This window comes from Microbacterium panaciterrae, assembly GCF_039541635.1.
In the GTDB taxonomy this organism is placed as follows: domain Bacteria; phylum Actinomycetota; class Actinomycetes; order Actinomycetales; family Microbacteriaceae; genus Microbacterium; species Microbacterium panaciterrae.
Genome location: NZ_BAABGP010000005.1, coordinates 115,386 through 135,393, shown reverse-complemented (window position 1 = coordinate 135,393; position 20,008 = coordinate 115,386). Strand labels below are relative to the sequence as shown.

Genomic DNA, 20,008 nt, shown 5'->3' with positions numbered 1-20,008 from the left:
GGCACGCTCAACGCACTCCGGTGATGCGGTTCCACAGCTCGACGCGGTGTACGAAGTCGGCGAGCGCCTCCTCTTCGTGAGCGAACTCACGCAGGGAAGGGCGAAGCACCTGCGCCCGCTCATCCTGCAGGAACGTGGCCCAGACACCGCTCCCCTCCGCGAGAACCACGATGTTGGACTTGCCTCGGGGATCGGTCAAGAGTGCATATCCGGTGAACCCGCGCGCCGCCAGATCCAGCCCGACCGTCTCCCGGTTCATGCCGAGACCCCCCGCTCCAGCTCGCGGACGAGCCCCAGCCGTACGTAGAAGTCGAGCGGAAGGGGCAGGGTCAGCTGCATGGCACCCCCCGGGTCGCCGAATGCCGGGGCGACTGTGCCTGCCATGATCGGCGCATCCCATTCGTAGTAGCCGATGTCGACGAGATCCTCGAGATCGCGCCGCAGCACCGGATCCGTCGCCTGCTCGTATGCCACGCGGATCCGCGTGCAGTCACCCACGACGATGAACTGGTGATAGGCGGCGGGATTCTCCGCCCACGGGAGCGAGCGGGTCGCGTACACGGCCGGCTGCCCGTCCTGCACGACGCACACGTATCGCGTCCGCGCCGTTCCGTACAGGTCCCACACCTCGGCCCCGGCAGGGATCGGCTCACGGGACAGCGCGTGCCCCGATCGGTCGGCCCAGAACTTCATGTCCGCAACTCCCTCTGACGCACTGACGACTCACACCCGGCGGGTCGCGGTCTTATCCAGGTCCCGATGATGCTCTGCACGACGGAGGAAGGCGTCCAACGCCTCCGCCTCCGATTCGGTCCGCAGTGTCATGAAGTCCATGACCACGCCGCGCTCATCGGTGTCCCAGACCTTCCATCCTGAGCCGTCCCGGTCTATCCAGGTCGACCTCTCGGCGCGGCCTGTGCGCCCGAACCAGTTCGCCGTGACCATCGGATGTGTCGCGAGATACTCCGCAACCTGATCAACCGTCAGATTCTCACGATCCACCGCGCACCTCCTTCACAAGACCGAGCTTCTCCAACACGTCGACTGCGAGCGGAAGCTGCACCTGCACACCGCCACCCGTCGATCCGAACCCACCCGCGATGTCACCGCGGTATCCCTGGCTGCCCAGGTACTTCGGATCGAAGCCGTTCTGTGCGAGATCATCCTTCACGGACTGCGGCGCACGATCATAGGCTCCCTTGAGATCCCCGAGGTCGCCCGTCACCTCGTACTGATGGTAGTGGTTCGGGTTCTCGGCATACGGCAGCGAGCGCTGATCGTAAGAGTAGGGTCCGCCCTCCGGAACGGGGGACGTGTAGCGGCCGTCCGACGGGCCGTAGCGGTCCAGGACCTCGCCCGGCTGGGGCGTGTACGGGTGCTGGATCGGGTTGCCCGCGCCATCCAGGACGTAGCCGCCGCCCGGCACTTGGCTCCAGTCGATGGATCCGTCCGGGTTCAGGACCGACGGATCCTTCGGGATCTGCACGTCGTCCGGGATCTTCCCGCTCTTCGCGAACTCGTTCGCGACATCATCGCCGTACGTGTGGCGCAGGTACTTCTCCAGATCCGCGTCGGAGAGCGTGCTCTTCGCACGGATATCGTCGATCGACGGCTTCTTCGGAGCGGCACCGTCGGGACCGTGCTTCGGCGAGCCCTTCCCGCCGTGCAGGAGCTTGTCGGCGGTGTCGGAGAATCGCTTGAACAAGGCCCGCAGCTTCTCCAGCAACTCGGACAGCTTCTTGACCGCGTTCACCAGATCCGGGATCTTCTTCGAGAACTTCGCCGCCAACGCCGACACCCGCGTCGACGCCTGCTCGATCACCAGAGGCGTCGCCAGGCCCAGCGAGAACACCAGCTCCGCGGCGTACGAGATCAACGACCCCACCAGCTGCGCCAGAGAATCCCGCACCATGTCGTGCACCACCTGCACGATCGTCGACGCCATCTGCATGCCCACTTGCATGCCACCCGCCCACGACGCCGCACCGTTGAGATGCTTCACCACATCATTCTGGAACGCGAGATACGCCCGCACCGCCGCACCATCCGCCGCATCCAGATCACCCAGCACCGTCGCCAGATCCGACGCCGACCGCGACAGCTGAGTACCCACGTTGCCCCAGGTCTGCGCGAACCCCAGCACCTGCCCGGCGTCACCGGTCAGATCGTTCAACCATCCCTTCAACGGCTGCAGATGCTCCATCAACCAGCCCAGACCCGCCGCGATCAGAGACCCCAGCGGATCCGACACCGCCGCCACCGTGTCCGCCACCGCCGCGAACGCCGCAAACCCACCCGCGACCCAGTCCCCCGACTTGATCGCGTTGACCAGCGCCTCACCGTCCTCCAGCAGGAACGTCCCCGACAACGGCGACGACGTGTCCACCGCCCCCGCCACCAACGGATTCGGCGGCGTCACTGCGCCACTCCCAACGCTCCGTGCATGCTCTTGTAGCGGCCGGAGAACTCTTCCTCCGTCGCCTCGAAATCGCTCACCATGCCCAGGAACTCGGTCTCCGCTCGGCCCAGCATCGCCGACACCGAGCTGATCGTGCCGATCGCGACCTGCGACACCAGCACCGCCGGCGGCACCAGGAACGCGCACATCACCCCGAACGCCCCGCCCGCCAGATTCAGCGAGCTCGCCGCGTCCTGCGCCATGCGCACATCCGCGGCCACCTGGCCGACCCGCGCCGCATGCCGCCGGCCCAGGTCGAAATCCAACGCGATCGTGTCACCCATCAGCGGTACTCGATCCCGTCCGGCAGGCCGTCCGCCTTCGGCGCCCGCGCCTCGATCTCGGACCGCAGGTGCGCGACCGCCGGATCGTCCTCGCCGAACGCGTCGGCCGCGATCCGCGCCGCCCGGGCCCCGGCCGCCTGCTGCGCCTTCACCGACGTGTCCACGATCATCCGGCCCAGCGCCCGGGCGCCCAGCTGCAGCCCCGCGTCGGTCAACGCGACGTCGATCAGGCGCCCCGACGAATCCACCGTGACCGTCAGCTCCCGGCGCGGGGATGTCGCCTGCTCGCGCACGGCCTCGATCTCGACCCGCACCGCTGTCGCCGCCTCCGCGCGACGCTGCGCCTGCTCCACCTGCACGGCGAGACGCTCGCGCACCTCGGCCGCGCTCGCGCCTTCGAAGAAGTCACTCATCGGATCCACCCCGCTCCTGTGTCCTGTAGAAAACTGCTGCGTCTCACGGTCGCCCCTGAATCACCGTACGGGCGCCGCGCACGTGCGTCGATGGGGAGAACTTCCCATCCGCCGACCCGGATCATTCGGCGTCCACCGCATCCTTGGCACTCTCCTGCGCGAGCCGTGCCGGATCGATCAGGGCCAGATCGTCCTTGGTGACGAGCCGGGACGCGATCACGTGCTCCACGAGCCGCGCGCGCCGGTTGGTCGCCGATCCCCGCGCACCGCCGCGCATGCCGGGCACCCCGATCCGGTCGAACTTGTCGCACACGTTGTCGAGCTTGCGGTTGAACCGGGTCACGGTCCACTCCAACCGGGCGGCCGCGGCGGCGCTCGACGGGATCGAGCTCATGCCACTGCCGTCACGGCGCAGCAGCGGCTCGGCGAGCGCGAGCAGCAGCTGCTTCTGGCTGACGGTGAGCGGAACCTCGCCGATCGTCGAGTCGCCGTCTCCGACGAGGTCGTGATGGATCGGGCGGAAGGTCGGCTCCGACGAGTGGATCGTGAACTCGTAGGTGGTCGGGCCCGCGGAGAAGACCACGTTGGTCGTCGCGAACACCAGCGGCAGCCGCGCGCCCGGCGCGAGCCAGGCCTGCACCCCGCCGGTCGCGTCGGTGACGGTCGCCTGCAGGCGCGTTCCGATGTTCGCCAGCCACCACAGCCCGCCGGACTCCACGACCTCGAGGAAGTGCCGGTGCAGGAACAGGTTGTCGTCGATCGCGAGATCGCCCTCACGTCCGAGCACGAACCGCCCGCCGGGATCGATCGGGAAGTACTCGCCCGCGAACTCCACGGTCAGCCGTGCGTGCGCGGTCACTTCGCGCACCCCCGCACCTTCGAGGAGGCCGTCCCGTCCGCCCGGCGCAGTTCGACGTCGATGCAGGTCTGCCCGCCGGACTGCGCGGCCACGGTCGTCTCCGGCTTGTCGACGAGCTTCGTGTCGCCATCGCCGCTGAGCATCACCACGGTCACGAGGTACCGGTCACCGGTCTGCGGCTTCGGGTTCGTCCAGGTGAAGTGCACGCCGCCCTGGGCGTCCGGGGCACCCGTGACGTCGGTCGGTGTGGGGGTGAGCGCGGACAGCGGATCCTGCGGATCCGCCGTCGGCGAGGCGCTCGGCTTCGCCTGCGGCGGGGCCGCGTTCAGCAGGTTCACCGTCAGGATCGATCCGCCGATGAGCAGGACGATCGCCGCCACGGCGACGAGACCCCAGAGCAGCCCCCGACGCGAGGCCTGCGGGGCGGGTTCGGGCCCCTCGCCAGGCTCAGGAACCGGGGCGGACTCGGGCCCTTGGACAGGCGCAGGGACCAGGGCGGGTGCCACCGGCGGGGCCGCGGGCGCGGGCGCGGCGACGAACGCGGGAGACGCCGGCTGCGGATCCACCACCTGCGGGGGCCGCACCCGGGTCGGATCGTCGTCCTGAGGCGGGGTCGCGGCCGGCGGGCGGACCACCGTGGCGTCCACCTCGGCAACCTCGGGAACCTCGGACAGGACCGGCGGATCGAATTGCGGCCCGCGGGCGGGCGGCGGCGTCGCCGGAACGACCGGGCTGGTCGTCGCGGACGGGCGGGTCGCCGTGTGGCCAGGGTCGATGCTGACGACCTCGCGCACCCGGGTCAGGCCGTCGTCGTCCTCCTCGGGATCCCGTTCGACCTGGTGGTCGTCGACGATGTCGATCGGGGTCACCGAGTGCGACAGCTCGATCTGGATCTTCTGCAGGGCGCGCGCGAACGCGACCGCGCTCGGGAATCGGTCGTCCGGGTTCTTCGCCATCGCGCGCTCGAGCGCACGGCTCAGGCTCTCCGGCACATCCGCGCGGCCGAGCGGCGGCAGCGGCTCGGTCTCGATGCGGGAGATGAGATCCGCGCCGCTGTTGCGCTGCCCGGGCTTCTCGAACGGCGAGCGGCCGGTGAGCAGGGTCGAGATCGTCGCGGCGAGCGCGTACACGTCGGAGCGGACCCCGCCCTGCGGCGGGTCGCGGAACGACTCCGGCGGCGACCACGGGATCGACATGCCGGCGGCCTCGCTCACGGCCCCCGTGGTCGAGGCGATGCCGAAGTCGGTGAGGGCGGGGCGGTTGTAGGCCGTGACCAGGATGTTCGCGGGCTTGATGTCGCGGTGCAGCACGCCGGCGCGGTGTGCGGTCTCCACCGCTCCCGCGACCTGCACGCCGACCCGCAGCGCCTCGGCGACGCTGAACGGCTCCTTGCGGGCGCGCTGCTGCAGGTTCGGCCGCGGGCAGTACTCCATCACGAGGTAGGGGCGGCCGTCGTCGGCGACGCCGGTCTGGTAGATCGTGACGATCGCGGGATGCGTGGACAGCATCGCCATGACGTTCGCCTCGTCGGAGAACTCCTGCGCCGCGCCCGACGCCAGCCGGTCCGCGAGCAGCACCTTGACGGCCACCCGGCGGCGCGGCATCTGCTGCTCGTAGAGGAACACGTCGGCGAAGCCGCCGGTGCCGAGCGGCTCGACGTACGAGAACCCGTCGAGCTGCGGCGGCGGAGACGGCGGACGGCTCACGGCAGATCCTCGAAGGCGACCGTGACACCGTCGCCGAGATCGATCACATCCCCGGTGACCACGATCGTCTGCTCACCGGGGTGCAGCCGCACCGGGTCGGCTCCCTGCCGCAGCAGGGTCGAGCCGTTGGTGGTGTGCAGGTCGAGGACGACCACCGCGTCGCTCTCGGGACGGATCTCGAGGTGGCTGCGGGAGATGTCCTGCTCCGGGCTGTCCACCGCGATCAGGTGCGGCAGGGTCGCCCCGGAGGAGCGGGTCGCCCGCGGACGGCGGCCGATCACGACCGTGCGATCGAGGGCGACGACCTGACCGGTGGACATGCGGATCCGCGGGCCTGTGGACGAGTCCGCGGCGGGGGTCGCAGGGACAGCCGCTGCCGGGATCGGATCTGGGGCGGAAGGGGCGGATCCGCGCAGCGCGCGGGCCTGGGCCAGCGAGATGGTGGCGCCGTCGTGGTCGCCGTCCTCGGCCTCGTCGTAGACCTCGTTCGCCTCCTGCTCGGCGCCGCCGACCGGACGCAGATCGAGCGTGTGCCCGCCGAGCGGGGGCCCGATCGTGTCGGCGGGGGGCAGGATCGTCTCCACCGGGACCGCGTTCGGGGAGGACGGGGAGAGCACCGTGTCGTCGACGTCGTCGTCGAAGGGCGGGGCGGGGACCGCCATCAGCGGGACATCGGCGTCGGGCGCAGGGACCTCGACAGCGGGGGCGATCGGGGCGGGGTCCGGGGCGGGGGCGGGCCCTTCGACAGGCTCAGGGACCGAGGGTTCAGGCTCAGGGACCGAGAGCTCAGGGACCGCGGGCTCAGGGACCGGGGCGGGGTCCAGGACGGGGTCCAGGACGGAGCCGAAACCGACGCGGGCGGCGCGGACGATGCCGGCGACGATCGGCAGGGCGGTGTCGTCGCGGGCATCCTCGACGACGATCTCGGCGCCTGCGACGGACGGGACGAACCGCTCGCTCCAGGTCGTGACCTCGGCTCCGGTGATCTCGTGCTCGGCGCCGGCCCCGACAACCCGGGCGGTCACCTGCCCGCGCACGGCGATGCGGGCATCGGCGCCCTCGCGCACGATCGCGGCGAACGGCGGGATCGCCGAGAACGATCCGCGCCCGGCGGCGGTGAGCGCGTCGACGACGTCGGAGAAGGCGACCTCGTCGGATCCGACTCTCGCCCACAGCTGGGCGACGAGGTCGAACTCGGCATCCGGCGGCAGCGCCACGACGGCGCGCGGACCGATCAGCAGATACCAGGACCCTGCGCGGTAGGCGGTGTTCATCAGCGCATTCCTCCCATGGCCTCGGCACGCGGTCGCGTGTCCGAGTCGATGTCTTCGTCGTCGGTCCCGGTGGCGCCCGCGGCGCCTGCCGGCCTCGTCGTCACGTGGATCGCGTCGACGACGATCGCCGTCACGTTGTCGCGACCGCCGCGTTCGAGCGCCCGCACGATGAGCCGGTCCGCGGCGGTCTGCGGATCCTCGTGCGTGAGGAGCAGATCGCGGATCTCGTCGTCGCCGACCTCGGAGCTCAGCCCGTCCGAGCAGATCAGGATCCGATCCCCCACCGCGGCGGGGATCATCCAGTAGTCGGCCTCCCCCGCGCTGCCGGCGCCGATCGCGCGGGTGATGATGTTGCGGCGGCGATCGCGCTGCGCATCGGCGGCGAGCAGCTCGCCCGAGTCGATGAGCTCCTGCACCACGGAGTGGTCGACCGAGACCTGCTCGAGCATGCCCCCCGCGAGGCGGTAGGTGCGGGAATCGCCGATGTTCATGGCCAGCCAGTAGCCGACCCCGTCGACCTGCGCGATCGCCACCCCGCTGAGCGTGGTGCCGGCGCTCGTCGCGCCGTCGCCCGCGATCGCGTCGACGGCTGCCCTGGCCCGTGCGAGGGCGAAGCTGATGTCGTCGATGCTCAGCTCCGCGCGCCCGTGCAGACCCCGGAACTCGTCGATCACCGTGGCGCTGGCGACGTCGCCGGCCTGGTGCCCGCCCATGCCGTCCGCGACGAGGAACAGCGGTGCCTCGGCGAGATGCGCGTCCTCGTTCAGCGCGCGGCGCAGCCCCGTGTGCGTGGTCGCGCCGACCCGCGCGACGATGGGAGCGGTCATGCGTAGCCTCCGACCGTGACGATCCGTTCGCCGATCTCGATGGCGTCGCCGAGCCGGATCCGCACCCGCTCGCCGGGCGGGCACGCGATGCGCACGCCGTCCCGCACGATGGTCATGCCGTTCGTGGAGTGCCGGTCCATCACCCAGCCTCCCGACGCCTCGGCCGCGGCCTCGAAATGCGTCTTGGACAGCGACAGCGTCTCGTCGCGCACCGCGATCACCGCGGCTCCCGCCTCGGCCGCGGGATTGCGTCCGAACAGCGTGCGGCCCGACACGGTCGCGCGCGCGCCGTCGTCCCAGACGAACAGCAGGCGGTGGCCCGGGATGCTGATCCGGGTCTCCTCGAGGTCGCCCTCGTCGTCGAGCGGCTGCATCACCGGAGTCGGTGCGGCCGGCGCGGCGGCGGCCGGCGCGACCGTCGTCTCCGGACCGGAGACCGGAGTGGGCGCGGGGGCCGGGACCGACGGGCTGATCCCCGGGACCACCGTGATCATCGCGCTCTCCGCCTCCTGCGCGACGCGCGCCGCCTGGGCGGCCGCGGAGGTCACCGTGGCATCGAGCGGATCGGTGTCGAAGGCGGGAGAGGCGGCGGAAGCCGCGGGCATGGGAGACGCGACGAGCGCGGGGGAAGCGGCGGCCGGGGAGCCCGGCGCGTGCGGAAGGGTGTGACCGGTGGGGGATCCGAACTCCGCGGGGTCGTGCTCCGCCGCCCGGGCCGCGGCCCGCGTCAGCGGTGGCCCCTGCGGCGGAGCGAACGCCTCGTCCGCCATCGGGATGAACGGCATCGCCGTCGTCACCGGTGCGGGTGCCGGCGTCGTCGCAGCGGCTCCGTCCGGCGCGACCGGCACGGCGCCGCGCGCATCGCGCACCAGCGCGCCCGCCGCACGATCGTGCCAGCCCTGGTAGCGGCCGGATCCGTCGAACAGCGGGGTGAAGTAGCCGACGATGATCGACGCGCTCAGCCCGAAGACGATGTTGCGCAGCAGCGCGCGGCCGAAGCCGATCGGCTGTTCGGTGTCGGCGCGCACCAGGTGCAGCTTCATGATGCGCATGCCGAGGGAGGCCCCTGTGCCGTGCATCCCGCTGAACACGAGGAACCACGCGAGCTGGACGAGCGCGACGATCCCGAGGCCGATCATCATCGCGGTGAGCAGCGCGGCCGGGGTGCGTGCGGAGAGCGCCGTGGCGGCCGTGATGGCGTAGCCGGCGACGAGCACGACCCCCGCGATCGCGAGGTCGATGAGGCACGCGACCGCACGGCGCGAGATCGGAGCGATCGGGCCGACCGGAATGGTGCTCATGAGGTCTCGCTCTCGGATGGGGGCTGGCGGGGTGCAGGCGTGCTCTCGATCGTGCCAGGTCGGCTCGCCCCCGCGCCAGGGCGCAGCCGGACCCGTTCGGTCGCCGCCTCGCGCAGGCTCTGCATGCCGGTCGACATCCGTGAGCCGCCGAGCAGGGAGCGCAGGCTGAGCCGCGCCACCAGCCGCCGGCGCCAGTTCGCGCTCTTGCCCATTCCCGCGACGATGTCGTCGACCTCGTGCCAGAACGCGTCCACGTCCTGCTGCGTCGGCTCCGCCGGACCGAACACCTGCGCATCGGCGTGACCGGCCAGCGTCGTGACCGCGGGCACGGTGAGGGCGGTCGCGACGGTCTGCGCCTCCTCCGACCGGGTCGCGCCGGCCGGGATCCGCGCGCCGTAGTCGACGGCACGATCGGTCAGCTCGTCCCAGCCGCCGCTGATCCGGTCGGCTGTCTGCGCGGCGGCACGTCGCTTGCGGCGGCGCGCGGCCTTCCACGCGCCGATCACGATGAACGGCGCGGCGATGATCGCGAGCACCAGCAGCACGCTGCCGCCGATCGCCAGCACCATCCCGAGGATCCCGAGCAGGTTGTTCGGGCCGTCCTGGTTGCCGCGCTGATCCGGCACGGTCGGCGGCAGGTCCACCGGCTCCTGCGGCGGGGGCGGCGGCTGCAGCACCTGCGGCTTCGGGACCACCTTCGGCTTGGTGATCTGGTCCTGCGGGACCTTGTCCTTCGGCGGGGTCGGATCGAAGGCCACCCAGCCGGCCTTGGCGAAGTTCACCTCGACCCACGCGTGCAGGTTGTCGCCGTTGGCGGCAAAGGTGCCGTTCTTGGTGGCACCCTTGTCCGGGTAGAAGCCCATGACCACCCGCGCGGGGATGCCGAGCGACCGCGCCGCGAGCGCCATCGCCACCGAGTACTGCTCGTCGTCGCCGATCATCTGCTCACCGGCGATCAGGGTCGAGATGCGCTCCTCGGTGTGCCCGGCGCGCGAGAGCGCCTCGCCCTGCAGGCCGTGGCTGAAGAAGCCCTCCTCGGAGAACTTCTTCGTCAGCGCGCGCACCTGCGCGATCGGCGTCTTCGCGTCCGCGACGGTCTGCGAGGCGAGATCGGTGAGCTTCTGCGGAGCCTCGGGCTGCTTCGGCATCGACACGGCGCCGAACGCGAGGCCCTCGAGCTGCTTGTCCGACCAGGTCTTCGGGATCGTCGTGTCGACGGTGTAGGTGTCGCCCGTGCCGAGCTTCGTGGTCGCGACGGCGGTGCTGGTCGACTCGTTGTAGAACGTGCCGCGGCGCAGCGCGTCGGCATCGGATCCGTGGAAGTCGATCCTGCTGACCTCGCCGGCATCGGGCAGCCACACGCCCTTGTAGGAATCCATCGTGAACGAGAGCGTGGCTGCGGTGCCCGTGGCGGAGGCCGACATGTTGTCGCGGATCGGGCTGAACGCGCCGGACGAGCCGACGCCTTTGTCCGAGACGTCGTAGACGACGCCGTTGTAGGCGTCCATCGTGCCGATCCGCACTCGCGCCCCGTCCGGCAGGCCCTTCACCGTGAACAGGGTGTCCTTGCGGTGGTCCTTGACGTAGCCGCGGTACGACTGCAGCGGGCTGGCGTACTGGTGCAGATCGAACGGCGGCAGCACCACGTCGCGGAACACGTGCCGCGGCTCGGCGAGCGCGGTGACGCTGGCGACACCCGTGCCGGCGAGTCCGGCGACGACGAGCACCGCCGCACCGGCGAGGATCCGCCGGCGCAGCAGGGCCGTGGAGCGGGACCCGTCCGCCGCGTTCACCGAGACGGCCGCGTTCGCGGAGCCGCCGAGACCCCGCAGCGCCAGCCAGCCTGCCGTCACGAGCGCGAACACCACGCCCTGCACGAGGGGGGCGGCGGGATCCGGCACGCCCATCGCGATCACCAGCATGAGGTGCGCGCCGGCGGGGATCAGCGCCCACGCCACCTGTCGCAGGCGCAGGGCGAGGGCGGCGGCCGTCACGGTCGCGACCAGCGTGGCGAGGAACGGCACCAGCCCGTAGCCGTCGCCGACCGCGACCGGCGCGACCGTCGTGAGCATGGCCTTCCAGCTCGTGACCGCACCGGTCGCGAGCGCGCCGAAGGTCTCGCCAGAGGGGACGACTCCGAAGATCACGGTCTGCGGCAGCGCCAGCGCACCGCCGAACAGGAAGTAGGCGACCACGGTCAGCCCCGCGGTCGGCAGGATCCCCCAGCCGCGCCACGCGCACAGCAGCGCGATCCCGAGGCCGAGCAGCAGAGCACCGACCGCACCGGGAAGGTACGACGGCCCGGCGAACGAGGGCCACCAGCCGACGATGCCCACCCCGATCAGCAGGGCGACGGCGGCGAGGTCGATGAGCGTGCGGCGCACGCCGAGCGGAGTGCGGACCGTGCGGGCGGGGGCGGTCATGCGAGCACCTTCCCGAGCGCGAGCGGCAGCTGCTCGAGCGCGCCGACCGTGATCACGTCGGCGTCGCCGATGCGGCGGAGCGCCGGCATCGCCCCGAGGTGCGCGACGATCGCCAGCACGCGGGATCCGAACGGCAGCCGGGCGCACGCCGTGCGCAGCTCTTCCGGGGTGGTGCGGCTGCCGCAGACGAGCACGACGACGCTGGACAGCGGCATGTGCGCGGCCACGTTCCCGGCGAGCAACGACAGCCCGCCGTCCTTGGCCCGGCCGCTCTCCACGCCGGCGAGGGAGTCGAGCAGCTGCTTGCCGGTGGTCGCGGGCAGAGAGCGGCCCTGCACGCGCAGCTCGACGTGCTGCGAGTCGCGGATCGCGCGCAGGCCGACGGATCCGGCGAGCGAGATCCCCAGTTCGAACTCGTCGTCGCTGAGGTAGTCGGCGCTCGAGCGGCTCAGCCCGATCACGAAATGCGAGCGCCGCGTCTCCTCGTACTGGCGCACCATGAGCACGCCGGTGCGCGCCGAGGATCTCCAGTGCACCCGGCGCAGGTCGTCGCCGGGCTGGTACTCGTTCAGCGCGTGGAACGAGACGTCGTCGCGAGACAGGTCGGCCGCGGGGAGGCCATCCAGGTCGCGCAGGAAGCCGAGCGACTGGCCGTCGAAGACGATGGTGCGCGGGTGCACGAACAGGTCGATCGGCTCGTCCCGGCGATGCGCGCGTTCGAACAGCCCGAGCGGATCGCCGCGCACCACGCTGACCGGACCGACCGAGACCACGCCGCGACGGTGGGTCGGGATCGCGAACAGCTCCTCCGCCTCCTCCCCCGGGGCGAGACGCTTGATGCCGAACTCGCCGCGTCCGGCGCCGACCGGCAGCACGACGCGGGAGGGCAGGATCGCCCTGCTGCCGCGGTTCGCGAGGGTCAGGGCGCCCACCGCGCGTTCGCCGACGACGACCCGGGTGCGGGCGAGGTCCAGGCGCACGTCGTAGGCGGTGCGTCCGATCAGGAACAGCGCGCACAGCGCGAGCAGGATCAGCAGCACCAGGGCGACCACCGCCAGCTCGACCCAGCCCAGCGGCAGCGCGATCAGGAGCGTGCCGACCGCCACCGCGAGCAGCACCCAGGCCAGCGGCCGCACGGCCGAGGCGATCAGGCGCAGCCGCACGCCGATGCGCGCGAGCACCAGCGCGGCGATGTCGCGCCAGCCGGCCTCGCGCTCGGATCCGGGGATCCGCGCGGGTGCGGTCGTGGTGGTGGTCATGCGGGGCGTCTCTCTGTATTGGTCCCTGAGCCTGCGCTCAGGCCGCGGTGCGGGCCTGCGGGGCCGGGACCTGTTCGGCGACGCGGGCGAGAACGGTCTCGGCGGTGGTGCCGGCGAACTCGGCCTCGGGGTCCAGCAGCAGGCGGTGCATCCACACCGGGCGCGCGAGTGCCTTCACATCGTCGGGCAGCACGTAGTGCCGGCCCTGCGCCGCCGCCCACACCTTCGCGATGCGGACCATCGCGAGGGCGCCGCGCACCGAGACGCCGAGGCGAATGGCCGGGTCGGCGCGAGTGGCCTGGACGAGCTCGGCGATGTAGCGCAGCACGGCGGGCTCGACGTGTGCGGCGGCCGCGAGGTCGGCCATGTCGGCGACCGCGCTCGTGGTGATCATCGGGGTGAGCTTCGCCGACGGGTTGCGCTCGGCGGCACCGGCGAGGATGGCCGCAGTGACATCGAGGTCGGGGTAGCCGATCGACGTCTTGATCAGGAACCGGTCCAGCTGCGCCTCGGGCAGCTTGTAGGTGCCCGCCTGCTCGATCGGGTTCTGCGTGGCGATCACGAGGAACGGGCGGCCCGCCTCGTGGGCTGTGCCGTCGACGGTCACCCGCGACTCCTCCATGACCTCGAGCAGCGCGGACTGCGTCTTCGGCGAGGCGCGGTTGATCTCGTCCGCGAGCACGATCGACGCGAACACCGGTCCCTTGTGGAACTCGAACGTGTGCGTGTTCTGGTCGTAGATCGTCACGCCCGTCACGTCCGAGGGGAGCAGGTCGGGGGTGAACTGGATCCGCGTGCTCGTACCCTGCACGGTCGCGGCGAGCGCCTTCGCGAGGCTCGTCTTGCCGGTGCCGGGCGCGTCCTCCAGGAGCACGTGCCCCTCGGCGAGCATCGACGCCAGCACGAGGCCGACCACATCGCGCTTGCCCTGCACCGCACGGTCGACGTTGTCGACGAGGCGGGTGAAGGTGCCCTGGAACCAGGCGGCCTGTTCGGGGGTCATCGTCATTTCGGTTGTTCCTCAGTTCTCAGGTCTTGTCAGCGTCTCGGGCCACGGGATGACCGTGGCTAGGGTCTGGGCCAGAAGTTCTTCTCCGTGTCGACAGAACCTCCCCAGCCGGCGATGTCGATCCAGACGTTCACACCGTCGCGGCCCTGCCAGCAGGAGATCTGCACGGATCCGTCGCCGTTGAAGTTGACCGAGTTCCCCGAGCTGAATCCACCCGGCCGCGCGTCCGAGGCGCAGGTCACCTGGTGGCTGCCGATGTTCAGGTTGCGGAAGTTCACGACGAACAGCCGGCAGCCGTTCACGCAGTTGGTACCTGCGGACGCGCCCTCGGTGACCCACACGCGCGGTGCGGGAGGGGCGCTTGTCGTCGCCGACCTCGAGACCACGTTCGACCATTGCTGGGCGCTGTCCATGGCCTTGACCTGGATCGAGTGGGTCTGCGAGTATCCGTTGCCGACCGTGGTCGTCCCGCTCGGTCCGACGTTCTGCCACCCGCCGCCGTCGACCCTGATCTGCATCACCTGGATCGGCCGGCCGTTGGGCGCCGGCGCCGACCAGCCGAGAGTCACGCTCTGGCCGTTGTTGGTCGCCGAGGCGCCCGGATCCCGCACCGGCCCGTACGGGGCGAGCCCGGCCTTCGAGCCCGCCGCGCCCGGCTGCGATTCCTGCCCGCCCACGACGGAATAGGCGCGGACGGAGACCGTGTACGTGTTGTTGTTCGTGGCGGGGATGTTGTGCCCGTCCCAGCTGCGGCCCCAGCCGCCGCCGGTCGAGTACTCGTAGTGGATCTCGCTCCCGCTGGCGCCGTTGCCGCCGGCCAGCGAGTAGTCCACCCAGATGTTGTTGTTCTCCTCGCGCGACTGCGTGATGGTCACCGCGCCCGGCTGCCCGAACGCGCGCCGCGCGTTGGACGCGCCGGACCACGCCCCGGCACCGGCCTTGTTGTTGCCGCGCACCTGGAACGTGTAGTCCGACGTGGAGTTGCCAACGGTCACGTTCTGGCTGAGGGTCGTGCCGGCGATCCCCGTGATCGTGCGCACCACCGATCCGCCCTGCAGCACCTGCAGGTCGTAGCTCGAGATCGCGTCGCCGTTCTGTCCGGCGGCGGTCCAGGTCACGGACATCTGCGATTGCGATCCCACCGACGGCGCGCTCTGCGCGTTCGGTGTGCCGGGCGCGGTCGGCGGGCCCGCCGGGATCTCCGAGGCCGACCAGCCGCTCCAGCTGGAGGGCTCAGGCGCGCGGTTCACGGCCTGCACGCGCACCTGGTAGTTCGCGCCGTTCTCCAGCCCGTCCCACTTCAGCGAGTTGCCGGTGACGCCGGTCTTCTGCGCGACCCCGCTCGGCGGTGCGGGCGAGATCTCCAGGTTGTAGGAGGTCACCGGAGACCCCGGGGTGGTCGGCGTCGTCCACGCGACGTTCAGCGACTTGTCGCCGAACTTCAGGGTCGGCGGGTTCGGGGTGTCCGGGCGGGCGTCGGGCCGCGCGACCGCGGAGGCCGGCGACGGCTTGCCCTCGCCCACGCGGTTGGTCGCGGTGACGGTGAAGGTGTATTCCACGTTGTTGGTCAGCCCGTCCAGGGTGCACGTGGTGGACGCGCACTGCTTGGAATAGCTGCCGCCGCTGGCCGCGCGCACGGTGTACCCGGTGATCTCCGCGCCGTTGTTCGACGGCGGTGCCCAGTTCAGCACGACGGTGCGATCCTGCACGCTGGTCACCTGCGGCGAGCCCGGCGCGTCGGGCACGCCCTGCACGGTCACGATGATGCGCCCGTCGACCTGACGGTCGGGATCCTTCGTCGCATCCTGGATCCGATAGCTCGCGACCACCTGGCCGATGAAGTCGGCGGCCGGGGTGATCACGACCTTGTCGCCCTGCACTGCGGCGTTCGCCGAGCCGGTCTGCACGTCCACCGACATGATCTTCAACGGCTTGTCCGGGAACGGGTTCACGTCGTTCTCGAGCACGGGGATCGTGACCGGCTTGCCCTGATCGGCCTGCGGCACCGTGTCGGTGTTCGCGACCGCGACCGGACGGGTGGAGGCGGCGACGGTGACCGCGATCGTGCCCTCGACCGGCGGCGTCTTGCCGTCGGTGACCGTCACCTTCACGGTCCCGGCGGTGCCCTTGGGCGTCGTCGAGTCGGCGGAGACCTTGAGAGTCGTGCCGTCGAGCTCGGCCTTCATGCCGTCGCCCGGCCGGCCGGAGAGCGCGAACGTGAGCTTCTTCGCGTCGCCCGGATCCGGATCCTTCGCGAGCGCGGAGAGCTCGACCGCCTGCGCGGGCTCACCGGGCGCGACCGACACCTGCGCGTTGGTGAAGGTGGGCGGCTGGTTGTCCGGCGGGAGCACCGTGATCGGGATGCTCAGCGTGGCCTTGCGCCCCTTCGGGTCGTCGGGGCCGGTGCCGTCGGTGACCTCGAAGGTGAGCGCGTCGTCGCCGAAGTAGCCCTGCTTGGCGGTGTAGACGAGGGTGTGCTCGTCCTTGATGAGCGAGGCCCCGTTGCCATTCACGGCGCTGACCTTGTCGGCCTGCGTGATCCGCACCTGCCCGCCGCCGGCGACCGTGACGTACTGCGAGAGCGGCAGCTCCTTGGTCTCGCCGCTCTTCACCTCGACCGGCTTGGTGGAGGTAAGGGTCGGGGCGAGGTCGCTCAGCGCGGGGACGAAGATGAACGCGGAAGCGCTCTGCTTGTCCTGGTCGGTGATCGTGTACCGGATGAGCTGGCGCTGATCGGTGACCGTCACCTGCACCGTGCGGTTCGGCAGCACCTTGGCGCCCGGATCGTCGACGCTGAGCTGCAGGTCGTCGACCGTGCCGTCCGGATCCTCGTCGTTGTCGAGCACCGGGACCTCCACCTGGAGGGAGTCGCCCTTCACGTCGGAGGCCTGGATCCTGTCGTCTCGCGCGATCGGCGGCACCAGCGGCACATCCTCGGCGACCGTGATCTGCACCGGCGCCGTGGCCGTCGCGCCGTGCGAGTCGAAGACCGTGTAGCCGACGGAGGTCTGCACGGGATGGTTCGGCGCGGTGATCAGCACCCGGTCGCCGGAGACCTTCGCGCTCAGCCCGTCGACGCCGGACGGCAGCTCGAGGCCGTTCTTGACCAGCCCGATGACGTCGCCGTCGGGATCGGAGTCGTTGGCGAGCACGGCGACGGCGACCGTGCGGCCCGGACGCATCACGACCGCGTCCTTCACCGCGTACGGCGCCTGGTTGATGTTGGTGCCCGGCGCGATCCCGACGCGCACCGTCGCGGTCGCCTCCTTGCCGAGCCGGTCGCGCACCTTGTACGTGAACGAGTCGACGCCGCTCGCGTTGTCGAACGCCTCGTACGTGAGGTAGTTCGCGCCGACCTCGGTGACCTGGCCCTGCTTGGGGGCCGAGTCCAGGCCGACGAGCTCGACCGAGTCGCCTTCGGCGTCGAGGCCGTCCAGCGGCACCGCGACACGCACGCTGGTGCCGCTCAGCGCGCGCACGGTCAGATCGTGCGGCCGGGGCGCAGTGTTCGTCTTCTCGTCGACGGGGAGGATCTGGATCGTGATGTAGCCGGCGGCCTTCTGCCCGTTCGAGTCCACGGCCTCGTAGGTCGCGTAGACCGTGCGCGGCGTGGATCCGGCGCGGAAGCGGACCACGTCCTGCGAGACGAACGCCTCGCCGTACTTGGGGTCGACCAGGGGCTCGATGAGGTTCGGCGACACGTGCAGCATCGTGCCCGGCGCGTGCTTGTCGTTCGCGAGGACCGGGATCGTCACGACATCGCCGGCGCGCACCACGGCGGTGTCGTCGTTCGCGACCGGCGGCTCGAGCTTGGCGGGGGCGGGGATCGGGATGACGATCACGTCGCCGTCCGCGGTCTTGGATCCGTTCGAGATCCGATAGCTGATCCTGGCGGGCTTGTCGAGGTTGCCCTGATCCGTGATCCGCAGCGTCTCATGGTTCAGCACCGACACGGCGATGCCGCTGTGCGGAGGCACCGTGACGGACTGCACGACGAGGATCCCGCCGCCCGGGTCGATGTCGTTGTTCAGCACGCCGACGAGCGTGTCGCCGCCCGTGGGCAGCAGAGCGACGTCGCGCACGGCGATAGGCGGTGCTGCCTCGGCGGTCTTGTCCAGCACGTCGACGCGGACCAGTCCCGGCACGGCGTTCGGGCCGGCGCTGGCCAGGTACTGCACGTAATAGACGCCGGGCGACGCCGCCTGGAACGTGAACGTGCCTTCGCCGAAGTTCGGGACGATCGTGGCGCCGGGCGTCTCGTCGACGCGGGCGAGGCGCAGCTGCTCCTTGCCGGAGCTGGAGTCGTTCAGGAGCGGAGCGACGGTGACCTGCTCGCCCGCGCGGGTCACCGCGTGGTCGGCGTTCGTGATCGGCTGGGTGGTTCCGGCCGGTCGCACGTCCAGCCGGATGGTGCCGGTGGTGATCTCGCCGAGCGCGTCGGAGACCACGATCTTGATCTCCTTGCGCCCGGGCAGGCTCGCCACCGCGTGATAGCTCAGCTGTCCGTCGGGGGTGAAGTCGACCTGGTCGCCGGGGGCCGGGATCACGTCCTTCAGGTACAGGTCATCGCCGTCCGGATCCAGCCAGTCCGGCAGCGCGTTGTACTTCACGGTGCCGCCGGTCTCGATGAGCAGCCCCGGCACGCGCTGCTGCTTCGGCGCGGAGTTCACGCTCCAGTCGTGCACGGTGACGGTCGCGTTCGCCGTGGCCGTGCCGCCGCGGCCGTCGTCGGCCTGGTACTGGAAGGTGGCGGATCCGGTCGCCTTGTCGGGCACCGCGATCTGCAGCGCCCCGCCGTTGTTGATCGGCTGCACGTCGCCGATCGACGGCTGCGCCTGCGTGAGCGAGGCGACCAGCACGTCGCCGTCGGCATCGGTGTCGTTGTCGAGCACGGGCAGCATCGTGGTGCGGCCAGGGCGCACGCCGAAGTTGTCGTCGCGGGCGACCGGCGGGGTGTTCTCGGGGGTGCGCTTGGGCAGCGTGGTCTGCACCTGGTCGTCGGTGGTCTGATCCTGCTGCTGGGTGTCGCCCTCCGGCGGGACGATGTCCTGCCAGTTGTCCACGCGCTGCAGGTTGTCGGTGGCCAGCCAGGCGGCGCCGCTCGCGGTGTCATTCAGCACCACGACGTCGCGGTTCACCCGGAACACGAGCGACGTGCTGCTCTCGGCCCCGTCGATCGTACTCTTCAGATCGTGGGAGGTTCCCACGCAGTCGCGGATGAACTTCGCGGATCCGCCCCACGCGCCGTACGTGCACCCGCTCATGAACACGGGCGCCGCCGGCGCTCCGGCGCCGCCGGCCTGCTGCACGGTGGGCGCGGAGCCGTCCAGCGGCACCGAGACCAGGGCGTCAGCGGTCGAGATCGCGACGGCGGTGTTGTCATCGGACGGCTGCTGCAGCACCGCCGCGTCGAGGTTCTTCAGCTCCCCGCCCGCGAGCTCGGTGCGGTGCCCGGCCGCGTACACGGCCTTCGCCTGCGCGTCGAGCACGACCGGAGTGGATCCGACGACCGTGATGGTCGGCTTCGCCTCGGGCGCGAGGTCGATCCCCTCCGTCGATGACGGCTGCGGGTCGCCCTGCGCGTCGACGCGCACGGTGACGATCGAGCGCTGCTTGGCCGAGACCGCGTAGACCGTGCCGTCGCGGCCGACCGTCACATCCGCGTCCGGGCCGAGCGTGGCGGACGGCTTGATGCTCGCGGCCTTGAAGCCGCTCAAGCCCGACGCCGGAAGGATCCAGAGCTTGCCGTCCTTCGGCTCCAGGATCGCGACGGTGGTGCCGCCCAGCGCCGACTTCGCGCCGCCCGGAACGGTGACGGCATCGCCCATCACGACGCGCGCGGGATCGATCGCGGTGAGGGTGGACGAGGTGCGGTCGGTCACCAGCACCGTGCCGCCGGCCTGCAGCACGTCGTAGTTCTCGCCCGCGGCGCGGAGCCCGCCGTCGAGCACGTGCGACTCGTTGTTGAAGTGCCCGACGAGCAGGCTCGAGGTCTTCGTCAGCCAGACGCCGCCGTCATGCAGGTCGACCTCGGCGGTGGGGTTGCCCTGGTAGGCGAGCGCCATGCCGGTGAGGGCGACGGCGCCGATCGTCACGCCGGCCACGGAGGCGAGGGTCTTCGGACGCAACCGCAACCATGCGAACGTCTTGACCACGAATTTCCCCCCGGATGCAACGACCAGCCATCCCATGACG

The 20,008-nt window shown here is 71.1% G+C and carries 15 protein-coding genes; all 15 read right to left on the bottom strand.

What is annotated here, in order from left to right; translation table 11 throughout:
• Positions 1–7 precede the first annotated feature (7 nt).
• The 15 genes from ABD882_RS04190 to ABD882_RS04120 all read right to left on the bottom strand — a co-directional run bounded on the left by ABD882_RS04190 (position 8) and on the right by ABD882_RS04120 (position 20,004).
• The gene (locus ABD882_RS04190; protein ID WP_345184665.1) at positions 8–259 is read right to left on the bottom strand and encodes a hypothetical protein; all 252 of its coding nucleotides are present in this window, start codon (positions 257–259) and stop codon (positions 8–10) included.
• Entirely contained in the window at positions 256–693 is a 438-nt protein-coding gene (locus tag ABD882_RS04185) for a hypothetical protein (protein WP_345184663.1), read from the bottom strand. The genes ABD882_RS04190 and ABD882_RS04185 overlap by 4 nt, the downstream gene beginning before the upstream one ends.
• Before the next feature lie 30 nt (positions 694–723).
• Positions 724–1,002, bottom strand: coding sequence for a hypothetical protein (locus tag ABD882_RS04180; RefSeq protein WP_345184661.1), 279 nt, complete (start codon positions 1,000–1,002; stop codon positions 724–726).
• Positions 992–2,419 carry a glycohydrolase toxin TNT-related protein gene (locus tag ABD882_RS04175; RefSeq protein ID WP_345184659.1) on the bottom strand — a complete coding sequence of 476 codons (1,428 nt, stop codon included), beginning with the start codon at positions 2,417–2,419 and terminating at the stop codon, positions 992–994. Before ABD882_RS04175 ends, ABD882_RS04180 begins: the two co-directional genes overlap by 11 nt.
• Complete coding sequence (locus ABD882_RS04170; protein ID WP_345184658.1) at positions 2,416–2,742, bottom strand: hypothetical protein; 327 nt, start codon at positions 2,740–2,742, stop codon at positions 2,416–2,418. Before ABD882_RS04170 ends, ABD882_RS04175 begins: the two co-directional genes overlap by 4 nt.
• Complete coding sequence (locus ABD882_RS04165) at positions 2,742–3,155, bottom strand: hypothetical protein (protein ID WP_345184656.1); 414 nt, start codon at positions 3,153–3,155, stop codon at positions 2,742–2,744. Before ABD882_RS04165 ends, ABD882_RS04170 begins: the two co-directional genes overlap by 1 nt.
• Positions 3,156–3,276: 121 nt before the next feature.
• The gene (locus ABD882_RS04160; protein WP_425563321.1) at positions 3,277–4,023 is read right to left on the bottom strand and encodes a hypothetical protein; all 747 of its coding nucleotides are present in this window, start codon (positions 4,021–4,023) and stop codon (positions 3,277–3,279) included.
• A complete protein-coding gene (locus ABD882_RS04155) occupies positions 4,011–5,720 on the bottom strand; it encodes a serine/threonine-protein kinase (RefSeq protein WP_345184654.1) in 1,710 nt (569 codons plus the stop codon). The genes ABD882_RS04160 and ABD882_RS04155 overlap by 13 nt, the downstream gene beginning before the upstream one ends.
• Positions 5,717–6,994 carry an FHA domain-containing protein gene (locus ABD882_RS04150; protein ID WP_345184652.1) on the bottom strand — a complete coding sequence of 426 codons (1,278 nt, stop codon included), beginning with the start codon at positions 6,992–6,994 and terminating at the stop codon, positions 5,717–5,719. Before ABD882_RS04150 ends, ABD882_RS04155 begins: the two co-directional genes overlap by 4 nt.
• Positions 6,994–7,821: a PP2C family protein-serine/threonine phosphatase gene (locus tag ABD882_RS04145; protein ID WP_345184650.1), complete on the bottom strand. Its 828-nt coding sequence runs from the start codon at positions 7,819–7,821 to the stop codon at positions 6,994–6,996. Before ABD882_RS04145 ends, ABD882_RS04150 begins: the two co-directional genes overlap by 1 nt.
• Complete coding sequence (locus tag ABD882_RS04140) at positions 7,818–9,122, bottom strand: RDD family protein (RefSeq protein ID WP_345184649.1); 1,305 nt, start codon at positions 9,120–9,122, stop codon at positions 7,818–7,820. The genes ABD882_RS04145 and ABD882_RS04140 overlap by 4 nt, the downstream gene beginning before the upstream one ends.
• Positions 9,119–11,545 (bottom strand): transglutaminase-like domain-containing protein, encoded by a 2,427-nt coding sequence (locus ABD882_RS04135; protein WP_345184647.1) that lies wholly within the window; start codon positions 11,543–11,545, stop codon positions 9,119–9,121. The genes ABD882_RS04140 and ABD882_RS04135 overlap by 4 nt, the downstream gene beginning before the upstream one ends.
• Positions 11,542–12,804: a DUF58 domain-containing protein gene (locus tag ABD882_RS04130; protein WP_345184645.1), complete on the bottom strand. Its 1,263-nt coding sequence runs from the start codon at positions 12,802–12,804 to the stop codon at positions 11,542–11,544. The genes ABD882_RS04135 and ABD882_RS04130 overlap by 4 nt, the downstream gene beginning before the upstream one ends.
• 37 nt (positions 12,805–12,841) lie before the next feature.
• Positions 12,842–13,813: an AAA family ATPase gene (locus tag ABD882_RS04125; RefSeq protein WP_345184643.1), complete on the bottom strand. Its 972-nt coding sequence runs from the start codon at positions 13,811–13,813 to the stop codon at positions 12,842–12,844.
• 59 nt (positions 13,814–13,872) lie between these two features.
• On the bottom strand, positions 13,873–20,004 hold the full coding sequence (locus tag ABD882_RS04120) for an Ig-like domain-containing protein (protein WP_345184825.1): 6,132 nt from the start codon (positions 20,002–20,004) through the stop codon (positions 13,873–13,875).
• Positions 20,005–20,008: the final 4 nt, after the last annotated feature.